This window comes from Paramagnetospirillum magnetotacticum MS-1, assembly GCF_000829825.1.
GTDB lineage: Bacteria > Pseudomonadota > Alphaproteobacteria > Rhodospirillales > Magnetospirillaceae > Phaeospirillum > Phaeospirillum magnetotacticum.
The window spans coordinates 539,782-560,280 of the sequence record NZ_JXSL01000027.1 but is presented as its reverse complement, the minus strand read 5'-3'; the positions used below and the strand labels follow the sequence as shown (position 1 = coordinate 560,280).

The window sequence follows — 20,499 nt, the reverse complement described above, 5'->3', positions numbered from 1 at the left end:
GGCCTCGATACAGGCCAGTTGTGGACACCCGTAGTCTACGTGTCGCCATCGGCCGCAAAACGCTTCCAGCCGTCGGGGCCGAAGGCTTCCAAGGGCTGATAGCGGGTTTTATAGGACATTTTGCGGCTCTCTTCGATCCAATAGCCGAGATAGACGTAAGGGAGAGACTGTCTCCGCGCCTCTTCCACCAGCCACAGGACCATGAAGGTCCCCAGGCTGCGCGACGCCAGATCGGGATCGAAGAAGGAATAGACCGCCGACAGACCATCGCCCATGCCGTCCGCTAGGCAGGCCGCCACCAGATTGTCCTCTCCATCACGGAATTCGACGATGAAAGTGTCGATGGGGCTGTCTTCGACCATGGACCGGTAGTCATAAAATCCCATCAGCGCCATATCGCCGCCGGAATGACGTGATTCCTGGTAACGGGCGAACAGGCGGAACTGGTCGGCGCTGGCCCGGGCCGGGACCTTGCGGGCGATGAGAGCGCCATTGGTGCGCCAGATGCGGCGCATGGTGCGGTCGGGCGTGAATTCGTCGGCGACGATGCGCACCGGAATACAGGCGTTGCAGCCGGGGCAGGCCGGGGTATAGGCAATGGAGTGGCTGCGGCGGAAACCGGCGCGCGACAGGGCCTCGTGCAGGCAGTCGGCATCGGTGCCGTTCAGTTCGGTGACGATCTTGCGCTCGAGACGGCCCGACACGTACGGGCAAGGCAGCGGCGCCGTCGTGAAGAAGAAATGGGGCCGCTTGAGCGGAAAATGATCCATGGAATTCCGTCGTCCCGTATCCCGGCCAAACCACCCGGTTTCTCACATATAGGAGTTGGCCCCCGCCGCCGCCAGCCCCTTGATTCAACTGCCCCACTGCGCCGGATCGTTGACCACCACCGTCCGGGCCAGCATGTCGTGCACCGTGCGCCGCCTCGGGTTGAACAGGGCCACGGCCAGGATCAGCCAGCAGGTCAGGGCCACGGATGCGTAGAAGCATACGGTCTGGATGGCCGCCTGGAGAAGGCTTGGCCGCCCGTTATCGTCAAAGGCGTTGGTGCCAACCGACATGACCCGGATATTGGCGGCGCGCATGCCCAGCGTGGCCGCGCGCGGACCCGCGATGGTCAGGGTGTGGTAGGCGATGGGTGTCAAGGCCATCACCAGCATCAAGACCGGCCATAGCAGGCCGAGCGTCAGGGCGCCCAGGATGATGGAGCCCATGAACACCATGCCCATCAACAGGCCGACCACCACTAGATCGATGCAATAGGCATAGATGCGTCGGGCGGTGATGCCCATGTAATAGCGCGGCTGTCCCCAAGGGTCGTCCCACTCGGGGGTGTTGTCGATGATGCGGGAGAAGGCGGAGGGCGGCATGGCCATGGTGGCCGCCTAACGCTTCGGCGCGGGCGTTGTGGATTTCAAGGGAACGGACAGGTTCTGGGAATCCACCGGTCCCAGGTCGTTCTCGCGCAGCAAGATGATGCTGATCCGCCGGTTGCGCAACCCCTTGGGATCCGCCTTGTCCAGCGGTTCCTGATCGGCGCGTCCGACGATGCGGTCGATGCGGCCTTCCGGCACGCCTGAGGCGATCAGCGCCCGACGGGTGGCCAGGGCACGGTCGGCGGACAATTCCCAATTGGTATAGCCCGACGGGTCGCGGAAGGGGACGGCGTCGGTATGGCCGGAAATGGCGATGCGGTTGTCGGGCAGCTGGCGCACCACGCGCGAGACGAGGTCGAGCATGGCGCGGGTATGGCCGAACTGCGCGCTGGAGCCCGAGGGGAACATGGCCAGGCCTTCCTGGTCGGTGATCTGGATGCGCAGGCCTTCGGGCGTGTTGTCCACCAGCATGGAGCCCTGGAACTGCTTCATTTCCGGAATGCCCTTCATGGCGCCTTCCAGAACTTCCTTGGCCTTGTCGAATTTCTGCTGCTCGCGTTGGGCCTGGGCTTCCTTGAACTCCTGCTCGGACATGCCCGAGCGGTCCTTGCCCTGGCCCGGACCCTGGCCCGCGCCCTGACCCGCGCCCTGGCCGGGTCCTTGATTGCTTTCACTGGGATTGTCGGACTCGAACTCCTTGGATCCGGTCAGATCCTCGCCGCCGGGACCGATGGAGGCGGGGGGAAGGTGCTGTACCAGACTGGGTGATGAGGTGTTGGAGGTCTGGGCGCCTTCGCCGATCACCTTGCCGCCCAACAGGCCGCCTGCGCCCGAAGAGCTTTTCGACGCCATGGTGGGAGCGAAATAGTTGGACACACCGGTCAGCTGTTCCTCGGTGACGGCATTGAGCAGCCACAGCAGCAGGAAGAAGGCCATCATGGCGGTCACGAAGTCGGCATAGGCCACCTTCCAGGCGCCGCCATGGGCGCCACCGGCCACCTTCTTGACCCGCTTGATGATGATCTGCTGACCGCCTTCGGCCATATCCGGCTGCCTTCTCGGTTAATCGGGTGGCAGGTTGGTGACGGTCTCTTCCAATTCCTGGAAGGTCGGGCGCAACTCGTCGGGCAGGATCTTGCGGGCGAATTCGATGGAGACCTGCGGCGCATAGCCCTGCATGTGACCCAGCAGCCCGGCCTTGATGGCCATGAAGTAGTAATGGTCCGAATCGAAACACAGCTGCATGTTGCGCGCGATGGGGGCGATGAAAGCATAGGAAATCAGCACGCCCGAGAACGTGCCCACCAGCGCCGCGCCGATGAGATGGCCCAGAACTTCCGGTGGCTCGGTGATGGAGCCCATGGTGTGAATAACGCCCAGCACCGCCGCCACGATGCCCAGGGCGGGCATGGCGTCGCCCATCAGATTCACCGCGTGGGCGATCTCGTGATAGTGCTTGTGGTGGGCTTCAAGCTCGCCATCGATGATGGATTCCAACTCGTGCGCATTGCTGGTGCCCAGAGTGAGCAGCCGCAGATAGTCACAGAAGAAGGTCCGGGTGTGGTGGTCCGAACTGAATTTGGGAAACTTGCCGAACAGCGGGCTTTCGTCGGGCTTTTCCACATGGCTTTCCAGGGCCAGATCGCCCTTGGTCTTGGCCAGTTTGAACACGGCGTACAGCACCGATAGCAGTTCGATATAGTCGTCCTTGCCGTGATGGGCGCCCTTGAACACCAGACCGATATTCTTGCCGATGCCGAGAATGACGGTCTTGGGATTGCCAAGCAGGAGTGAGCCGACGGCGGCGCCGATGATGATCAGCCACTCGAAAGGCTGGAACAGAACGCCAAGATGGCCGCCCGGTGCAGCATAACCGCCGATGACGCTGACGAATGTCACGACGATGCCGATGATTGCGAACATTCACTTCCCCTGGAGGCCATCCCGACGGGAATGGGCGGACCATCTCCTTATCACGGAGAATGCTATAATTCCTCCTCCATGTCTTGAGTCAACTGCCTTGTCGTGATGAAAAGCATCTCTTTTCCCCAGCCATGGGGAAAGGCGCATTTGACCTGGACGGTAGAACGCATTTAAATCTATCTCCCGCCTCCAGTGATACCGAGCCATTCATGTCCCTTGACCCCCGTTCCTTTCGCAAGACTTTGGGCTGTTTCGCTTCGGGCGTTACGGTGGTGACCACCTTGACGCCCGGCGGCAACGAGCCGGTGGGGGTCACGGTCAGCGCTTTTACCTCCCTGTCGCTGGATCCGCCGCTGGTGCTGTTCTGCCTGGGCAACACGACGTCGAGCATGGACGCGTTCAAGACCTTCGGGCATTTCGCCATCAACATCTTGTCGGAACACCAGCGCGACCTCTCCATCCGCTTCGCCAGCCGGTCGGAAGATAAGTGGAAGTCCATCGCCTGGAGCGGGTGGAACAGCGGCGTTCCCATTCTCTCGGGGTGCCTGGCCAATCTGGAATGCTCGCTCGTCAATGTGGCTGACGGTGGAGATCACCAGATTTTTATCGGCAAGGTGGAGAAGATGAAGCATCAGGAGGGCGGCAGCCCCCTGGTCTATTTCCGTGGAAGCTATATGGATCCGCACACGCCGTCGCTTACCGACGTGGTCTGAGTTTTCACCGTCCCCGTTCCAGGGTCAGCACCGAGTGCTTGGGATCATGCCCCAGGCGAAAGAGGCGGTTGGCGCTCCAGGCTGGCAGCATGTCGGAATAGTGGCGCGACAGCGGGTTGCCTGACTGGCCGGTAGCGATGACGAAGCGGCTGTCGGCCAGATCGGCCAGATCGAATACCGCGCGCAGGCCCGCCCCGTGAATCTGGGGGAAGCGGGTGGCGTTGTCCTCGGCGCGATAGGTGCCGCGCGACACGGTGAAATCGTCGCCGTCGGATGGCACCTGCAGATCGGCCATGCCGCCCAGCACCGGAACATGCCCCAAGAGGGGATGGGAGAAGCGGGCCGGATGGGCGGCACCCCAGCGCCAGGTCTTGCTGTCCTTGCCCCAGGTGGCTTCCAGATCGGTTAGGGCCTTGCCCAGGCTGCGCTCGATCAGGTCGTCGCAGCTTTCGGCCTCGGGCGTGGTGATGTCGTCGCACCAGTGACGGCGGCGGGTCAGGATATCCACCAGAACCTGGGCCCGCACCGGCTCGAAGGCGGAAAAGGACTCCTTCAGTTCATCGGCCAGGATGGCGCGGTTCAGGCGATCCATCCAGGCTGCGAAGATCAGCGGCTCGGGCCGGTCGCGGTCGGCCTTGCCGTCCCATTCGGCGATCTTGTGCGCCATGTCGCGGGCGTGGGGATCCTTGAACTCGATGCCGGTCAGCAAATCCTTGAGTTCGATGGCCTGGGCCGACACCGCATCGGCCTGAATGGCCGACATGTCTTCAATGGTCAGTCCGCGGCGCTCGCCCAGCAATTCCCGGATGCGGGCGGCGCGATAGCCGTCGGGCCAGGTGGCGGTGATCAGATAGGGATATTTATCGCCCACCACCTTGTTGTTGGCGTTGATCAGCAGGCCGGATTTGGGGTTCAGGACTTGCGGCAGCTTGGCCGCTGGCACCCATCCGGTCCAATCGCCTTCGCCGGTCCAGCCGCGGGCGGGCACGGTGCCGTTCCCGGATTTGCGGATGGGAATGCGTCCGGCGGTGACAAAACCGATATTTCCGGCGGTGTCGGCATAGGCGATGTTGAGAGCCGGGGCCTGGAGATCCCTGACCGCCTTGTTAAAGCCGGTCCAGTCGACGGCCTGATTCAGCAGATGCAGGGCCTGGATGCTGGTATCGGTCTGGCCAAGCGCGGACGAGGACAGGGCGATTACCTCGTCCTTGCCCGCGACATCCTGGGCCAGAAGATCGGAAATCACCGGCCCGTGCCTGGTTTCGCGCACGATGAGCGTCACATCAGGCTTGCCCTTGACCTTGATGGTCTCGGTGCGGGCGAGGAAAGGTCTGGTGCCTTCGGGGGTGCGGTAGCCGGATTCGCCCGCCAGCTTTTCCACGAACAGATCGACGGTGTCGGCCTGGGTGGAGGTGAAACTCCAGGCGATGCGGCCATTTTGGGCGATCAGGTGAAAGGGCAGGCCGGGAACGGTGGCGCCCGCCAGTTTGAGGCCGGGCATCTCCACTTGCGCCAGATACCATAGGACGGGGGCGCGAAAGGCCAGATGGGGATCGCCAGCCAGCAGGGGCTTTCCCGAGCGGGTGCGGGCCCCGCTCACCACCCAGACATTGGAGGCGGGCATGGGGCGCAGCGCGTCGGGGGCGAGGTCCAGCAAAGCCTTGCCGCCCTCGGCCGACAGGGTCACCGGCGCATCGGCGGGATAGGCGGGGAACAGTTCCTGCAGCCGCTTTGGGTCCAGGTTTCGCGCCAGTTGGCTGCGCAAGACGTCGTCGTGCCAGTTTCCCGACAGGGTCATGGCCATGATCTTTTGCCAGACCATGGAATCAGCGGGGGTCCAGGGCTCGGGCTTGACGCCCAACAGACTGAACTCGGGTGGCAGGCGGTGGCTGTTGTGGGAGAGCCAGCCATTGATGCCATCGGCGTAGGATTGCAGCGCCGAGCGGGTCGGTTCCGCCAGAGCCCCCAGCGAGCGCTCCGCCGCCTGATAGAGGCCGAGCGTGCGCATATAGCGGTCACTGGCCAGACCCGGCTCGCCCACCAGTTCGGCCAGCCGTCCGCTCCCTAAGCGCCGAGAGGCCTCCATCTGCCACATGCGGTCCTGGGCATGGACCCAGCCCATGGCGAAATAGGCGTCATGACTGGTCTCGGCCTTGATGCTGGGGATGCCGACGCTGTCGCGGGTGATGGCGGTCTTCAGTAGGATTCCCGAGACCGGGTGATGCCCTTCGATGCGCGGCAGCGAGCCCATCACCACGACGAACAGGGCCGAACCACCCAGGAGCAGGACAAGGGCGATGGTATTGGCAATCCTCGCCCAAGGGGACATGGTGTCGCCGATGCGCACGAAATCCGGGTTGTCGGGTTTGCTTACGGCCGAGGTCTTGTCATTCGCGGCGTGTTCCGGCACAGGTCCCGCCCCACTTACAAATTCAGGCTCTGAGCCCTTTCCTACCCCGCGTCGGGCGGCAAGTCAAAGGCCGCATCACCTTAGTGTGTTCCGCCGCCCAGGCGTGATATAGGTGGCCGACCCAAATTTTTTTCGCAGCCCAAGCTTTTTCACAGCAAGGACGAGGATTCCGATGATCGGTAAGTTGAACCATGTTGCCATCGCCGTGCCCGATCTGGCCGCCGCCACCGCACTCTATCGCGACACTCTGGGAGCCAAGGTCTCCGCTCCGGTGGCGCAGCCTGCCCATGGCGTGACGGTGGTGTTCGTGGAACTGCCCAACACCAAGGTGGAACTGCTTCATCCCATGGGCGAAAAGTCCCCCATCGCCGGTTTCCTCGAAAAGAATCCGTCGGGAGGTATCCATCACATCTGCTACGAGGTGGAAGACATCCTGGCCGCCCGCGACAAACTGAAGGCCACCGGCGCCCGCGTTCTGGGCGACGGCGAGCCCAAGATCGGCGCCCATGACAAGCCGGTTCTGTTCCTGCATCCCAAGGATTTCAACGGCACTCTGGTGGAACTGGAACAGGCCTGATCTGACTCCAATCCTCCTCGGCCATGTGGGGTTGGCGGGGTGGCCGCGTGGCCGAGGAGAATCAAATGTCTTGGTATTGCGATATCGCGCCCGGCCACCCATTCCACGGTCCCTATCACGATCAGGAATACGGCTTCCCCCTCACCGACGAACGGGCGCTGTTCGAGCGTCTGTGCCTGGAGATCTTCCAGGCGGGGCTTTCCTGGCTGATCGTTCTGAAGAAGCGTCCGTCCATGGTGGCGGCCTTCGACGGCTTTGATGTGGACAAGGTGGCGGCCTATGGCGATTCCGAGATGGATCGTCTGCTAAGCGATCCCGGAATCATCCGCAACCGGCGCAAGCTGGCGGCCATCGTTGAGAACGCCCGGCGGCTTCAGGCCCTGCGGGCCCGCGAAGGCAGTTTCGCCGCCTGGATCGAGCGTCACCACCCGCTGTCCAAGGAGGACTGGGTCAGGCTGTTCAAATCCAGCTTCGTCTTCATGGGCGGCGAGGTGGTGGGGGAATTCCTGATGAGCATCGGTTATCTGCCGGGAGCTCACCGCGCGGATTGCCCCGTATGCTTAAAGCTGGTTTCCATCAATCCGCCCTGGATACAGGTGGGGGAAGACTTCTATTCAAAATAGAATGTTGATGCAGTGTGAACAATATGTGTCCACACTGTGTTTGGCTGTAAATGAGTATTCCGGCTGACAGGGTTCTGCAAGGTTGCGGCTATCTCCTTTGATGCGGATTTCTTTTCTTTAAACGATATTGAGTTGCTATGCGGCTAGTCCTATAGTTTATCGAGGAGTGGGTGCTTTCCGAGTAGGGTGGCGATGTCCGAGAACGAACTTGGGGCACGATGCCGGAATACGGCGGCCGTTGCGGTCAAGGCCTTTGCGGGTCTGCTGGAGCAGCAGGCGGTCGATGGCCAGGTTCCGGTGGAGACCATTCGGCGGCTTTGCGCCGATATGGGCGGATTGGGCGACGTGGTCGGCTCCCTGTACTCCGACAGCGAACAGTCCTGCCAGGACATCTTCGCCTTGCGGCAGGTGGACTGCCAGCGCACCAATTATATCGGGCGGATTGTCACCAAGGCCTTTGCCCATATCCTGAACGACCATGCATCTGGGATCACGCGCGGTCATCTTGGCCGGTTCTTTACCGCGCTGCGCATGATTCTGGGTGAGGAGGTCTACGAGGAGATCCAAGGGCGCTGCGCCGCCATCGCCGCCGAGGCGGGAAAGGGGCGCGATGGCGTGACCCGCTGGGAGGCCTTTTATGCTCACCCGGAAACCATCCTTCTGCGCGAGCGGGTTCTGGTGTCCATCGCGCGGACCTTCCGGCGGTTCGAGCCCCGCAAGGACTGGCTGATGATCGTCATGAACTCGGCCCCGGCCACCCGCACCATAGGCGGCGGCGTCTATCTGTCCGCCAAGCCGGGAAAGCGGTGTACCGACGAATTCGACGATCCCAAATTCCTGCTGATCTTCGAGGCCCTGTTCGCCGTCTGCGATCCCAAAAGCATGGATGACGCCGGGCATGCCCAGTTTCAATTCCGTTGGCAGATGACGCCGGAGGCGGTGTTCGGGCCCATACTCGGCGAACTGGCCAGGATGCGGGCCAGCCTGGCGGCCTGAGCCTATCAGACGCTGAAAACGGAAACGGCAGGACCGCCCTTAAGGGATCCTGCCGCATCCTACGTTCCTGGCCTCGGCCTTTTCGGCGGACCTGGGACACGTTCCTCCCGACACTCAAGCCGCTTTGGCGCAACCGTTATCGGATGTCTTGCCCGTTCACCGGGCTTGGACACCAAGTTACGAAATTTTCTGACAGCTGTCACCATTATTCTTTGTGAACCTTTCGCAAATGGGGCTTAACGCGAAAGTCTCTAATGCGGGAGTCCGGGGCTTGAAAGGCGGGCCTAGAGGGGCGCATCCTTCGTGAACCGTCGTTGATCCCCTTCGGAGCCTGGCCATGCGCCGCTTTCTGTCGCTGTCCGCCGCATTTTGCCTTTGCACCCCCGCCGTGATGGCGCAGGGGGCATCTGGCTCGTCGGGACCGGTGGTGATCACCATATCCAAGCTGGATTGTTCGCGGGTGATCAGCCATACGCCCGCGCCCGACGTGGCCTATAAACCGGGCGTTGATGTGCGCGGCAAGCCGGTGGTCTCGGCCGATACCGATCCGGGGAGGGAGGCCTTCGCCAAGAAGGTGCTGCCCGAGGTGTTGGAGATTCCCATCACCATCAATCCCATGACCTACAACAAGGCCAAGACGGCCAACAAGAACAAGGCCGCCGCCGCTTCCGCCGTGGCGTCCAACACCACGGCCATCACCACTGCCAAGGCGCAAGGCACGGCCCTGAATACTCAACTCACCAGTCTCAATTCGCAAAAGACGGCGCTGACCACCACCTACAATTCCGATACGGCTGCATTGATCGCCAATACCGGTGGGGCGGGGGCGACGGATCCCGGTTTGCTGCGGGTCCGGGCGGCGCGGCAAAAGACCATCGATGACGCCTATAACACAAAGCTTGCGTCCATCAATTCGCAGATCACTACGACCAATACCGCCATCACCGCCAACACCACCACGGTCTCCGACCTGCAGACCAAGGACACCACCCTTCGCCAGCAATACACGGATACCAACATGGCGACCGAGGGCACCTTGGCCGGGCTGTCGGGCAAGGGGCTGGATTCCACCTCCATGAAGGTGGGCGTGGTCAAATACGACATCGCGCGCAACTCCTTCACCTTCAACGACGAGCCCATGGTGTCCGAGGACCAGCGCGCCCTGGCCGAGGCCTGTTCCAAACGGGGCGTGCGGTAGCGTTGCCAAGCCGGTCGCCATTGCCTATTGTCGCCCTCCAGGATTGATCGGCGGGGTTCCATGATCTTCAATTCGTTCGAGCGCATGGTGGCGTTCCGCTATTTGCGGGCCCGGCGCAAGGAAGGCTTCATTTCGGTGATCGCCGGTTTCTCGTTGGCGGGAATCGGCCTGGGCGTCGCCACGCTGATCGTGGTGATGGCCGTGATGAACGGCTTTCGTCACGAATTGCTGGGCCGCATCCTCGGCATCAACGGTCATATCGGCGTCTATGGCAGCGGCGCACCGCTCTCGGGGTACGACCCGCTGGCCGAGTCCATCCGCAAGTTGCCGGGGGTCACCAAGGTGATTCCCACCGCCGAGGGCCAGGTCTTCGCCACTTCGGCCGGGGGCGGGACGGGGGCCATCGTGCGCGGCGTGCGTGCCGAGGATCTGCTGACGCGGCCGGTCTTTCAGAAGAAGTATCGCGGCAATCCCGCCGACTTCGCCGGTGACGACGCCGTGGTGATCGGCAAGCGCCTGGCGGAAAAGCTTGGCGTGCGCATCGGCGATTCCGTTTCACTGATTTCGCCCAAGGGCAATGTCACCGCCTTTGGCACCGTGCCGCGCATGCGCGGTTATCGGGTGGTGGGCACCTTCGATGTGGGCATGTTCGAATATGATTCCGGCTTCGTCTTCATGCCGCTGGAGGCCGCCCAGACCTATTTCCGCCTGCCCCAACTGGTGACCCAGATCGAGGTCTTTTTGGAAAATCCCGACATGGTGCCCGAGACCCGCAAGGCCATCTGGGACCTGACGGGGAGCAGCGCCACCATCTATGACTGGCAGCAAGCCAACGCCAATTTCTTCAATGCCATCCAGGTGGAGCGGAACGTCATGTTCCTGATCCTCACCCTGATCATTCTGGTGGCGGCGTTCAACATCATCTCCAGCCTGATCATGCTGGTGAAGGACAAGGGGCGCGACATCGCCATCCTGCGCACCATGGGGGCGACGCGCGGCATGATCTTGCGCATCTTCTTCCTGGCCGGGGCTTCGGTGGGTGTGGTGGGAACCGTGGCGGGCACCTTGCTGGGCGTGGCCTTCGCCACCAATATCGAGAATATCCGCCAGTTCATCCAGTCCATCATCGGCCGCGAACTGTTCGCCGCCGAGATCTACTTCCTGACCCAACTGCCCGCCCGCGTCGAGACGCGCGAAGTGGTCACCGTGGTGCTGATGGCGTTGGGCCTGTCATTCGCCGCCACGATCTATCCCGCCTGGCGCGCCGCCAAACTCGATCCGGTGGAGGCGCTGCGTTATGAGTAACGACGGGCTCAAACTGGAAAACATCCGCCGCGTCTTCAAACAGGGCAAGGATGACCTGGAAGTTCTGAAGGGCGCCAATCTGGAGATCCGGGCGGGTGAGATCGTCGCCCTGGTCGGTCCTTCGGGCGCGGGCAAATCAACGCTTTTGCACATCGCCGGTCTATTGGAACGTCCCGATGCGGGCGAGGTCCATCTGGCGGGTAACCCGGCTGGAAGTTTGGGCGAGGGGGAACGCACCCTGCTGCGGCGTCTGCATCTGGGCTTCGTCTACCAGTACCACCACTTGCTGCCGGAATTCTCGGCCGTCGAGAACGTGATCCTGCCTCAGATGATCGCGGGCGTGTCCCGGTCCAAGGCGCGGGAAAAGGCCATGGATCTGCTGGCGCGCATGAAACTGGCAGAACGGGCCGAGCATCGTCCCGGCCAGTTGTCGGGCGGCGAGCAGCAGCGTGTCGCCATCTGCCGCGCCCTGGCCAACGGGCCGCGCGTCCTGTTGGCCGACGAGCCCACCGGCAATCTCGATCCCCATACCGCCGAGGGCGTGTTCGACGAACTGATCCGCCTGGTCAAGGGCTCGGGGGTCGCCGCCCTGATCGCCACCCATAACCCTGATCTGGCCGCCCGCATGGACCGGGTGGTGAAGATGAGCGAGGGATTGCTGGTCGAGGTCTAGCCATCATGCATGCTCCCAAGATTGTCGCCTATTACGCCGCCGTTCTTGCGGTGATGTTCGTGGTCCTGACCATCCGCGTGATCAAGGCCCGCTACCGCGCCAGGGCATCCCTGGGCGACGGTGGCGACGAAGGGTTGAAGCGTGCCATTCGGGTGCACGGCAACTTCGCCGAATTCGTGCCCTTCGCCCTGGTGCTGATCGCCTTGGCCGAGATGAACGGTTCGCCCTTCTGGTCCATTCATGTGCTGGGGAGCGTGCTGATTCTGGTCCGTCTCTCCCATGCCTGGGGGCTGACAACCGGTGTGCTTCGTTTTCGCCAGGTGGGCGTGATCGGGACCTTTGTCGTCCTGCTGGGGGCTGCCACCCATGCAGTTCTCGGCGGCTAAGGCATAGGGGACAAGGACGCTGAGTTGCGGTAATCTCGCCGCCATGCCTGCCTATGCCGATTTCGTCCATCTTCGGGTCCACACCGCCTATTCCCTGGCGGAAGGCGCCATCAAGCTCAAACAGCTGATCAAGCTGTGCGAGAAGATGGCCATGCCTGCCGTGGGCATCAGCGATACCGGCAATCTGTTCGGCGCGCTGGAATTCTCCACGTCTTGCTCGGATGCGGGGATTCAGCCCATCGTCGGCGCCCAGATCGCTATCCGGCGCGAAGACGGCGGCCCGTCCAAGGATGGACGCAAGCCCGAGCCCGACACCCTGGTCCTGCTATGCCAGAACGAGGCGGGCTATCTCAATCTGCTGAAACTGGTGTCCAAGGCCTTCCTCGAGACCGATGCGGGCGAGACGCCCCAGGTGACGCTGCATGATCTGGAGACCCGCTCCGACGGTCTGATCATTCTCACCGGCGGCCCGGCTGGGCCGGTGGGACGTCTGCTGGCCGACGGGCAGGCGGAGAAGGCCGAGATCGTGCTGGCCCGCCTTGCGCGGGCCTTCGCAGGGCGCTGTTATGTGGAAATCATGCGCCACAAGCTGGAGGTCGAGGACCGCATCGAGCCCATGCTGGTCTCCCTGGCCTACAAGCATGACCTGCCCCTGGTGGCCACCAATGAAGCTTTCTTCGCCGACCGGGGCATGTACGAGGCCCACGACGCCCTGGTCTGCATCGCGGAAGGGGCCTACATCTCCCAGGACGAGCGCCGCAGGCTGACGCCCGAGCATTATTTCAAGTCGCCCCAAGAGATGCGCGCCCTGTTCGCCGATCTGCCCGAGGCCTGCGACAACACCCTGGTGATCGCCCGGCGCTGCGCCTTCGGCGTCGCCAAGCGCAAGCCCATCTTGCCGCCCTACCGCATGGACGGCCTGACCGAGGCGGAGGTGTTGCGCAAGAAGACCCTTGAGGGCTTGGATGACCGACTGGCCAAGCATGTCTTCAAGGACGGCATGACCGATGACGAGAAGGACCACGCCGCCAAGCCGTACCGCGAGCGCATCGAGTTCGAACTGGGCGTCATCGAGCAGATGGGCTTTCCCGGCTACTTCCTGATCGTGTCCGACTTCATCCAGTGGTCCAAGGCCCATGAGATTCCCGTGGGGCCGGGCCGCGGATCGGGCGCGGGGTCGGCGGTGGCCTGGGCGCTGACCATCACCGATCTGGACCCGCTGCGCTGGGGGCTGCTGTTCGAACGCTTCCTCAATCCCGAACGCGTCTCCATGCCCGACTTCGATATCGATTTCTGTCAGGACCGGCGCGAAGAGACCATCCGCTATGTCCAGGCCAAATACGGCTATTCCCAGGTGGCGCAGATCATCACCTTCGGAAAGCTGCAGGCCCGCGCCGTGCTGCGTGACGTGGGCCGTGTGCTGCAGATGCCCTATGGCCAGGTGGACCGTATCTGCAAATTGGTGCCCAACAATCCCGCCAATCCCATGACCCTGGAACAGGCGCTGGAGAACGAGCCGCTACTCAAGGAGCAGAAGGAGAGGGACGAGACCGTCTCCCACCTGATCGATCTGGCCATGAAGCTGGAAGGTCTCTACCGCCACGCCTCCACCCATGCGGCGGGCGTGGTGATCGGCGACAGGCCACTCGACGAGTTGGTGCCTCTGTATCGAGATCCGCGCTCCGACATGCCGGTGACCCAGTTCAATATGAAATGGGTGGAATCCGCCGGTCTGGTGAAGTTCGACTTCCTGGGATTGAAGACGCTTACCGTCATGGTCACGGCGGTCAAGCACGTGAAGAAGTCCAAGGGCATCGACATTGATCTGTCGGCCATCCCCCTGGACGACGCCAAATCCTACGAGCTGCTGTCGCGGGGCGATGCGGCGGGCGTGTTCCAGCTGGAAAGTTCGGGCATGCGCGACGTGCTGCGCAAGATGGGCCCCAACCGCCTGGAAGACCTGATCGCCGTGGTGGCGCTTTACCGTCCCGGCCCCATGGACCAGATTCCACGCTACATCGCCTGTAAGCACGGCAAGGAAGAGCCGGACTACATGCATCCGCTGCTGGAACCCATCTTGAAGGAAACCTTCGGGATCATGGTCTATCAGGAGCAGGTGATGCAGATCGCCCAGGTGCTGTCGGGCTACAGCCTGGGCGGCGCCGATCTGTTGCGCCGTGCCATGGGTAAGAAAGACCGCGAGGAAATGGACCGCCAGCGGGCCAAATTCGTCGAAGGCGCCACGGCGCGGGCGGTGGATGGCGGCCAAGCTTCCATGATCTTCGACAAGGTGGCCAAGTTCGCCGAATACGGCTTCAACAAGAGCCATGCCGCCGCCTATGCCCTGATCGCCTATCAGACCGCCTGGCTGAAGGCCAATTACCCGGCCGAATTCATGGCGGCGACCATGACCTACGAAATGAGCAACACCGACAAGCTCAATTCCTTCCGCCAGGAACTGGATCGCTTAGGGATCAAACTGCTGCCGCCTGACATCAATTCGTCCCAGCCCACTTTCTCGGTGGAACTGCTTCCCGATGGCGGTTCCGCCGTGCGCTATGCCCTGGCGGCCTTGAAGAATGTGGGCGAGGCGGCCATGAAATCCCTGGTGGAGGAACGCGATCGCGGCGGGCGCTTCAAGGATATGGGCGACTTCGCGGCGCGCATGGATTCCAAGGTGCTCAACCGCCGCCAGTTGGAGAACATGGTCAAGGCGGGCGTCTTCGATTCCATCGACAAGAATCGCGGCCGCCTGTTCAAGAACGCCGACACATTGTGCCGTTACGCGGCCCAGGCCGCCGAGGACCGCCAGTCCAGCCAGATGAGCCTGCTGGGCGGCTCCAACGCGCCGACCTTAAAGCTGGAAAGCGGTCCAGACTGGTCGCCCCACGAGAAGCTCAATCAGGAATTCGAGGCGGTGGGATTCTACCTCTCGGCCCACCCGCTCGACGCCTATGCCAAGAGCATGAAGCGTCTCAATGTGCTCAAGATCGCCGAACTGCCGCGCCATCTGCAATCGGGCGGCAAGGGCAGGGTGCGTCTGGCCGGTTCGCTTCTGTCCAAGCAGGAGCGGGTCTCGGCCAAGGGGTCACGCTATGCCTTCCTGCAATTCTCAGATGCCAGCGGCATGTTCGAGGTGACCTGCTTCTCGGAAATCCTGGCCGCGTCGCGCGACTTGCTCGATGCGGGCGGGCCGCTGCTCATCGATGTGGATGCCAAGCTGGAGGAAGAGCAGTTGCGCATGACCTGCCAGCGCATCGCCTCGCTGGATCAGGAGGCCGCCAAGGCGGCGGCTGGTATCCGCATCATCATTTCCGACGACAGCGCCATCCGCCAACTGGCCGAGCTGATCAATGGCGAGGCCAGGGGCCGCAACCGCGTCGCCATCGTGGCGCGGGCCGATAATCGCGAGGTGGAACTGGGCCTGAAGTCCAATATCACCCTGTCGCCCAAATTCATGGGGTCCCTGCGCAGCATTCCCGGCATCGTCGAGGTGGAGGAAATCTGATGTCAATGCGATGGTTGACGGCTGTCCTTGTGGTCTTGGGGCTTTCCGCCTGCACCCCGTCCGAATTCGCCGAACCGCCCGAGGTGGTGCTGGTTTCCATGGTGCCGGTGGATGTCTCGCTGATGGAGCAGAGGCTGGCGGTGACGCTGCGCGTGCGCAATCCCAATAACGTGCCCATGAGTGTGGACGGAATGCGTTTTTCCATCGACATCAATGGCAAGGGTTTCGCCAAGGGCAGCAGCGACAAGGCGGTGACCGTGCCGCGTCTGGGGGAAGCCGAGCTGGAAGGCACCGCCCATGTCTCCACCACCGATCTGGTGCGTCAGGTCTTGAGCGCGCCGTCGGCCCAGGGGCTGGCCTACCGCATGTCGGGAACTTTGTTCCTGGCGGGTATGGCAGGTCGCAGCGCCGGTTTCGAAACCAATGGCGATTTCGACTTTGCTTCGGCCCTGGGGGGCGCGGGCAAGAGGAACTGACGCGATCCGGCAAGCGCGGGCGTCCCGCCCGCCAACAGCATGAGTTTTCCATGAACCGTCTTCTCGCTCTTCTCGCCGTCCTCGTCCTGGCCGTTCTCAACGCCGCTGGCTGGTGGTGGTTCAACCGGCCGGTGCCGGTGGAACTGTCGTTCAACGAGCCGTTCCCCTCTGTATCCTTCGCGCCGTTCCGGCGTGGCCAGGGGCCCATCACCAAGGTCTATCCCACAGCGGATCAGATTGCCGAGGATATGAAGAGTTTGGTGGGCGTCTCGAAGGGGGTGCGCACCTATACCGCGCGCGAAGGCCTGGACGTGGTGCCGGAACTGGGCCGCCGATACGGAATCGAGGTCACCCATTCCGCCTGGCTGGGCCAGAAGATCGCCATCAACGAGGCCGAGGTCGACGCCCTGATCAAGGCGGCCAACGCCTTTCCCGACGTCATCAAGCGGGTGATCGTCGGCAATGAGGTGTTGCTGCGCCAGGATCTGCCGCCCGAGCAGCTGATCTACTACATCCGCAAGGTCAAGGCGGCGGTGAAACAGCCTGTGTCTTACGCCGATGTCTGGGCCTTCTGGCTGAAATACCCGGAAGTGGCCAGGGAAGTGGATTTTCTTACCATCCATATCCTGCCCTATTGGGAGGACGAGCCCATCGGTGTCGATGGTGCCGCGAAACATATCGTCGCCATCTACAAGCGCATGGCCGAGCAGTTCGGCAAGCCCATCCTGATCGGCGAGGCCGGTTGGCCGACACGGGGCCGCTCGCGCGGGCCAGCGGTGGCCGATACGGCCAATGCGGCGCGCTTCGTGCGCACCCTGGCCCTGGTCTCCAAGGAAAACGGTTTCGATTACAACGTGGTCGAAGCCTTCGACCAGCCGTGGAAGGCCTTCCTCGAAGGCACGGTGGGCGCCAAATGGGGCGTGGTCGACGAGAATCGCCGGGTCAAATACGCCATGTCCGGCCCCGTCGAGCCCAGCCCCGACTGGCCGCGCCACGCCGCCGCCTCGGTGCTGATCGGTTCGGCCCTGGCCCTTTTCCTGATGTGGCGGCGGTATGACCGCTTTGATCTCAAAGGCGGGCTGTTCGTGCTTGTACTGGCGCAATTGGCCGGTCTGTTCATCACCTGGCAGGCGGTCAACGCCCTGGCCATGGCCTATGACGGGCTGGAGGACGCCTGGGCCTGGGCGCGCATCGGATTGCATACGGTACTGTCCATCACACTGGCATGGGGTGCTGCCTTGCAGTTCCGGCGCGAGCCGGGGCCGGTGAACTGGGCCTGGGCCGAGAAGATCATGCCCCTTTATGGTTTTGCCGCCATGGTGGTGGGCGCAACCTTGCTGATCCATGGCCGCTACCGCGATATTCCGCCGGTGGAATTCCTGATGCCCTGCTTCGGAATCATCGTCTATGCCCTGGGCCGCATGGTGGTGCAGGGCAGGACCTGGGAGGAGGCCTTTGCCGTGGGCCGCCTGTTCGGCGGAGACGGCTTCGCCATGGCGCGGCGCTTCGTCACCGGGCTGGCGCTGTCCGCCCTGGCCGCTCCCTTGTCCGAGGCCTGGGCCCTGTCGCGGGGCGATGATTTCGTTACCTCCCACCCCCAGTGGTCCGATCGCCTTCCCCTGCTGATCCGGGCGTTGTGGGAAAATCAGGAGATGATGGTCTGGGCCGCCATGGTTGTGGTGATGATCCTGCCCTTCTGGGCGGAAGCGCGCCTGCGGTCGCGGCCATGACCGAAGCGCCCCTTGCCCTGCCGCCCTATCTGGGGGTGGCGCAGACCCGCTATGGCACCATGATTTTCCCCAAGGGCGATGTCTGGGTCGGGCGCTCCCTGGCCGTTTACGGCGAGTATTCCGAGGGCGAGACCGCCTTGTTTCGCCAGATTCTCCGGGCAGGCGACACGGTGGTGGAAGCGGGCGCCAATATCGGTGGCCTGACCCTGCCACTGGCCGGTTTGGTGGGGGCCAGGGGGCGGGTGCTGGCTTTCGAAGCGCAGCGCCCCATCCATGCGGTGCTGACCACCAATCTCATGCTGAACGGTTTGCAGCAGGTCTGGGCCGAGCGCGTTGCTCTGGGAGCCGCGGCGGGCAATATCAAGGTGCCCTTGCTCGATCTGTCGCGGACGGGCAATTTCGGCGGCATCTCCACGGGCGGGGATGTGGGCGAGGACTGCCCGCTGGTGACGCTGGATTCTTATGGGTTGCAGAGTCTGAAGCTGATCAAGATCGACGTTGAAGGCGCCGAATCCGAGGTCATCGATGGTGCGCGCCATACCATCACCCGCACCAGGCCGGTGCTTTACGTGGAAAACGACCGCAAGGAAAAGTCGGCGGCGCTGATCGCCCGTATTCTGGACCTGGGCTATCGGCTGTGGTGGCACGTCGTGCCGCTTTATTCGCCTCATAATCCGCGCGGTAATGCCGAGAACGTGTTCGGCAATATCTCGTCGCTCAACATGGCCTGTCTGCCGCGGGAAAGCGGCGTGACCTTCGGCGACGGCACCGAGATTCTCTCCCCCGACGCGCCGCCGCCGTTCTGAGTCTTCTACTTGCAGCCACCGATGGAGCCTTGGGCGCAAATCCGTCCGTCGGTCCAGGTTGCCCCCGAGAAATCAGCCCCTTGCAGTGAGGTTCTGGTCAAGGTCGCTCCCTTGAAATTAGCACCCATGGCAAAGGTCTTGGTCATGATCGCCCCCGTCAGGTTGGCCCCGGTCAGATCGGCCCCCATCAACTGAGCGGCGTGAAGATGGACGCGCTCCAGATTAGCTTTCGACAGATTGGCCTTGCTCAAATTGGCAACCTGCATGCTCGATCCCCTCAGATTGGCCCCCGACAGATTGGCGCCGTCCAGGCGGGCGGTGTCGTAATTGCCGTCATGCAGGTCCTTTCCCGCCAGATTGGCGTTACGGAGTTCGCCAAAAGCGCACTGATTTTCGGGTTCCGCCTTGCAGGCGGGATTGACCACGCCCTTGTCATTGGCCAAGGCCGGTACAGCCAGCATCACGGTGAGGAGTGAGAAGGCGGCGCTGTGGCAAAGGAGGCTCCTGATCCTGGTCATCGTCTCAATCCTTCCGTCTGTCGGAAAAGCCGAACCATCAACACACAGATATGTGGTTTTCCGGAAAAACAATACGATGACACCCCGGTGCAGAGTCTTGACTTTGGTTAATTACAGCAAGAATGTGTTGTATACCTGAAATAAGCTGCCCTTCACGCAATCCCAAAAAGCCTGAAAAGCCTATTTCTTGGCCAGCAGGCGGGCGGCCTCGGGGGCGGTATAGGTGAGGATGGCGTCGGCTCCGGCGCGGCGGAAGGCCATCAGGCTTTCCAGCATGACCTTGTCCCAATCCAGCCAGCCGTTCAGGGCGGCGGCCTTCATCATGGCGTATTCGCCCGACACCTGATAGGCCAGGGTGGGGACCGAGAAGGCCTCCTTGACCCGGCGCACGATGTCCAGATAGGGCAGGCCGGGCTTGACCATGACCATGTCGGCGCCCTCGGCCAGATCCAGCGCCACTTCGCGCAGGGCCTCGTCCGTATTGGCCGGGTCCATCTGGTAGGTCTTCTTGTCGCCGCCTTTTAGCGCCGTATTGGACCCCACCGCGTCGCGGAACGGGCCATAGAAGGCCGAGGCGTATTTGGCGGCATAGGACAGGATACGCACATGGTCGCAGCTGGCACTGTCCAGAGCCTCGCGGATGGCCTTGATGCGGCCGTCCATCATGTCCGAAGGCGCGTTGATGTCGCATCCCGCCTCGGCCTGGACCACGGCTTGGCGGCACAGTACCTCGACCGTGGCGTCGTTTTGCACATAGCCGTCGATCACCAGCCCGTCATGGCCGTCGCTGTTATAGGGGTCCAGCGCCACGTCGCAGATGATGCCGAGACCCGGCACCGCCTTCTTGACGGCGCGCACCGCCCGGCAGACAAGATTGTCGGGATTGGCGGCCTCGGCGGCGTCGGGGGTCTTCAGCGCCGCGTCCACCGAAGGGAAGACGGCGATGGCGGGAATCCCCAGATCGGCGGCGCGCCGCGCTTCCTCGACCAGCAGGTCGATGGACAGGCGCTCGACACCGGGCATGGAAGCCACCGGCTGGCGCACCCCGCTTCCCTCCACCACGAAAAGCGGCCAGATCAGATCGGCCACCGACAGACTGGTCTCGGCGACCATGCGGCGCTGCCATTCGTCGCGGCGGTTGCGGCGCATGCGGGTGAGCGGGAATTGGGCGTGGGGCAGGAAGGACGGCACGGTCCGGTTCTCCAGCAGGGGGCGGCGTAACGGAAATGGCATAATGCCCGCCCGGCGGCCAGTGAACAATCATCCATGAACGGGAAAGGG

19 protein-coding genes are annotated in these 20,499 nt (G+C 62.8%); 12 read left to right on the top strand and 7 right to left on the bottom strand.

Annotated elements, in window-relative coordinates; genetic code table 11:
• Positions 1-35: 35 nt before the first annotated feature.
• From CCC_RS11325 to motA, 4 genes are all read right to left on the bottom strand, one after another.
• Positions 36-770 carry an arginyltransferase gene (locus tag CCC_RS11325; protein WP_041041320.1) on the bottom strand — a complete coding sequence of 245 codons (735 nt, stop codon included), beginning with the start codon at positions 768-770 and terminating at the stop codon, positions 36-38.
• A gap of 84 nt (positions 771-854) precedes the next feature.
• Entirely contained in the window at positions 855-1,376 is a 522-nt protein-coding gene (locus tag CCC_RS11320) for an RDD family protein (RefSeq protein ID WP_009867489.1), read from the bottom strand.
• 9 nt (positions 1,377-1,385) lie between these two features.
• A complete protein-coding gene (locus CCC_RS11315) occupies positions 1,386-2,420 on the bottom strand; it encodes a flagellar motor protein MotB (protein WP_041041318.1) in 1,035 nt (344 codons plus the stop codon).
• Between the two features lie 18 nt (positions 2,421-2,438).
• Complete coding sequence (motA, locus tag CCC_RS11310; protein ID WP_009867491.1) at positions 2,439-3,299, bottom strand: flagellar motor stator protein MotA; 861 nt, start codon at positions 3,297-3,299, stop codon at positions 2,439-2,441.
• 209 nt (positions 3,300-3,508) lie between these two features.
• Here motA and CCC_RS11305 point away from each other — a divergent pair, with 209 nt between their 5' ends.
• The gene (locus CCC_RS11305) at positions 3,509-4,012 is read left to right on the top strand and encodes a flavin reductase family protein (RefSeq protein ID WP_041041317.1); all 504 of its coding nucleotides are present in this window, start codon (positions 3,509-3,511) and stop codon (positions 4,010-4,012) included.
• Between the two features lie 4 nt (positions 4,013-4,016).
• Here CCC_RS11305 and CCC_RS11300 read toward each other — a convergent pair whose 3' ends face one another.
• On the bottom strand, positions 4,017-6,422 hold the full coding sequence (locus CCC_RS11300) for a penicillin acylase family protein (RefSeq protein WP_041041315.1): 2,406 nt from the start codon (positions 6,420-6,422) through the stop codon (positions 4,017-4,019).
• Between the two features lie 172 nt (positions 6,423-6,594).
• Between CCC_RS11300 and mce the strand changes: the two genes are divergently transcribed.
• The 11 genes from mce (at position 6,595) to CCC_RS11245 (ending at position 18,700) form a co-directional block, all read left to right on the top strand.
• On the top strand, positions 6,595-6,999 hold the full coding sequence (mce, locus tag CCC_RS11295; protein ID WP_009867171.1) for a methylmalonyl-CoA epimerase: 405 nt from the start codon (positions 6,595-6,597) through the stop codon (positions 6,997-6,999).
• Between the two features lie 65 nt (positions 7,000-7,064).
• Complete coding sequence (locus CCC_RS11290) at positions 7,065-7,622, top strand: DNA-3-methyladenine glycosylase I (protein ID WP_041041313.1); 558 nt, start codon at positions 7,065-7,067, stop codon at positions 7,620-7,622.
• A gap of 192 nt (positions 7,623-7,814) precedes the next feature.
• On the top strand, positions 7,815-8,618 hold the full coding sequence (locus CCC_RS11285; RefSeq protein ID WP_009867169.1) for a hypothetical protein: 804 nt from the start codon (positions 7,815-7,817) through the stop codon (positions 8,616-8,618).
• Positions 8,619-8,955: 337 nt separating this feature from the next.
• Positions 8,956-9,816: a hypothetical protein gene (locus CCC_RS11280; protein WP_041041311.1), complete on the top strand. Its 861-nt coding sequence runs from the start codon at positions 8,956-8,958 to the stop codon at positions 9,814-9,816.
• Positions 9,817-9,876: 60 nt separating this feature from the next.
• A complete protein-coding gene (locus tag CCC_RS11275; protein WP_009866881.1) occupies positions 9,877-11,121 on the top strand; it encodes a lipoprotein-releasing ABC transporter permease subunit in 1,245 nt (414 codons plus the stop codon).
• Positions 11,114-11,794: an ABC transporter ATP-binding protein gene (locus CCC_RS11270; protein ID WP_009866880.1), complete on the top strand. Its 681-nt coding sequence runs from the start codon at positions 11,114-11,116 to the stop codon at positions 11,792-11,794. Before CCC_RS11275 ends, CCC_RS11270 begins: the two co-directional genes overlap by 8 nt.
• Positions 11,795-11,799: 5 nt before the next feature.
• On the top strand, positions 11,800-12,180 hold the full coding sequence (locus tag CCC_RS11265; protein WP_009866879.1) for an MAPEG family protein: 381 nt from the start codon (positions 11,800-11,802) through the stop codon (positions 12,178-12,180).
• 43 nt (positions 12,181-12,223) lie between these two features.
• Positions 12,224-15,688 (top strand): DNA polymerase III subunit alpha, encoded by a 3,465-nt coding sequence (gene dnaE, locus CCC_RS11260; RefSeq protein WP_041041309.1) that lies wholly within the window; start codon positions 12,224-12,226, stop codon positions 15,686-15,688.
• Positions 15,688-16,164, top strand: a complete 477-nt coding sequence (locus CCC_RS11255; protein WP_041041307.1) for an LEA type 2 family protein — start codon at positions 15,688-15,690, stop codon at positions 16,162-16,164. The genes dnaE and CCC_RS11255 overlap by 1 nt, the downstream gene beginning before the upstream one ends.
• Positions 16,165-16,214: 50 nt before the next feature.
• Positions 16,215-17,894: a glycoside hydrolase family 17 protein gene (locus CCC_RS11250; protein WP_009867611.1), complete on the top strand. Its 1,680-nt coding sequence runs from the start codon at positions 16,215-16,217 to the stop codon at positions 17,892-17,894.
• A complete protein-coding gene (locus CCC_RS11245; RefSeq protein WP_009867612.1) occupies positions 17,891-18,700 on the top strand; it encodes an FkbM family methyltransferase in 810 nt (269 codons plus the stop codon). Before CCC_RS11250 ends, CCC_RS11245 begins: the two co-directional genes overlap by 4 nt.
• Positions 18,701-18,705: 5 nt before the next feature.
• Here CCC_RS11245 and CCC_RS11240 read toward each other — a convergent pair whose 3' ends face one another.
• Together CCC_RS11240 and hemB are read right to left on the bottom strand one after the other, a co-directional pair.
• Positions 18,706-19,218, bottom strand: coding sequence for a pentapeptide repeat-containing protein (locus CCC_RS11240; RefSeq protein WP_052473109.1), 513 nt, complete (start codon positions 19,216-19,218; stop codon positions 18,706-18,708).
• 180 nt (positions 19,219-19,398) lie between these two features.
• Positions 19,399-20,451 (bottom strand): porphobilinogen synthase, encoded by a 1,053-nt coding sequence (gene hemB / locus CCC_RS11235; RefSeq protein WP_009867614.1) that lies wholly within the window; start codon positions 20,449-20,451, stop codon positions 19,399-19,401.
• Positions 20,452-20,499: the final 48 nt, after the last annotated feature.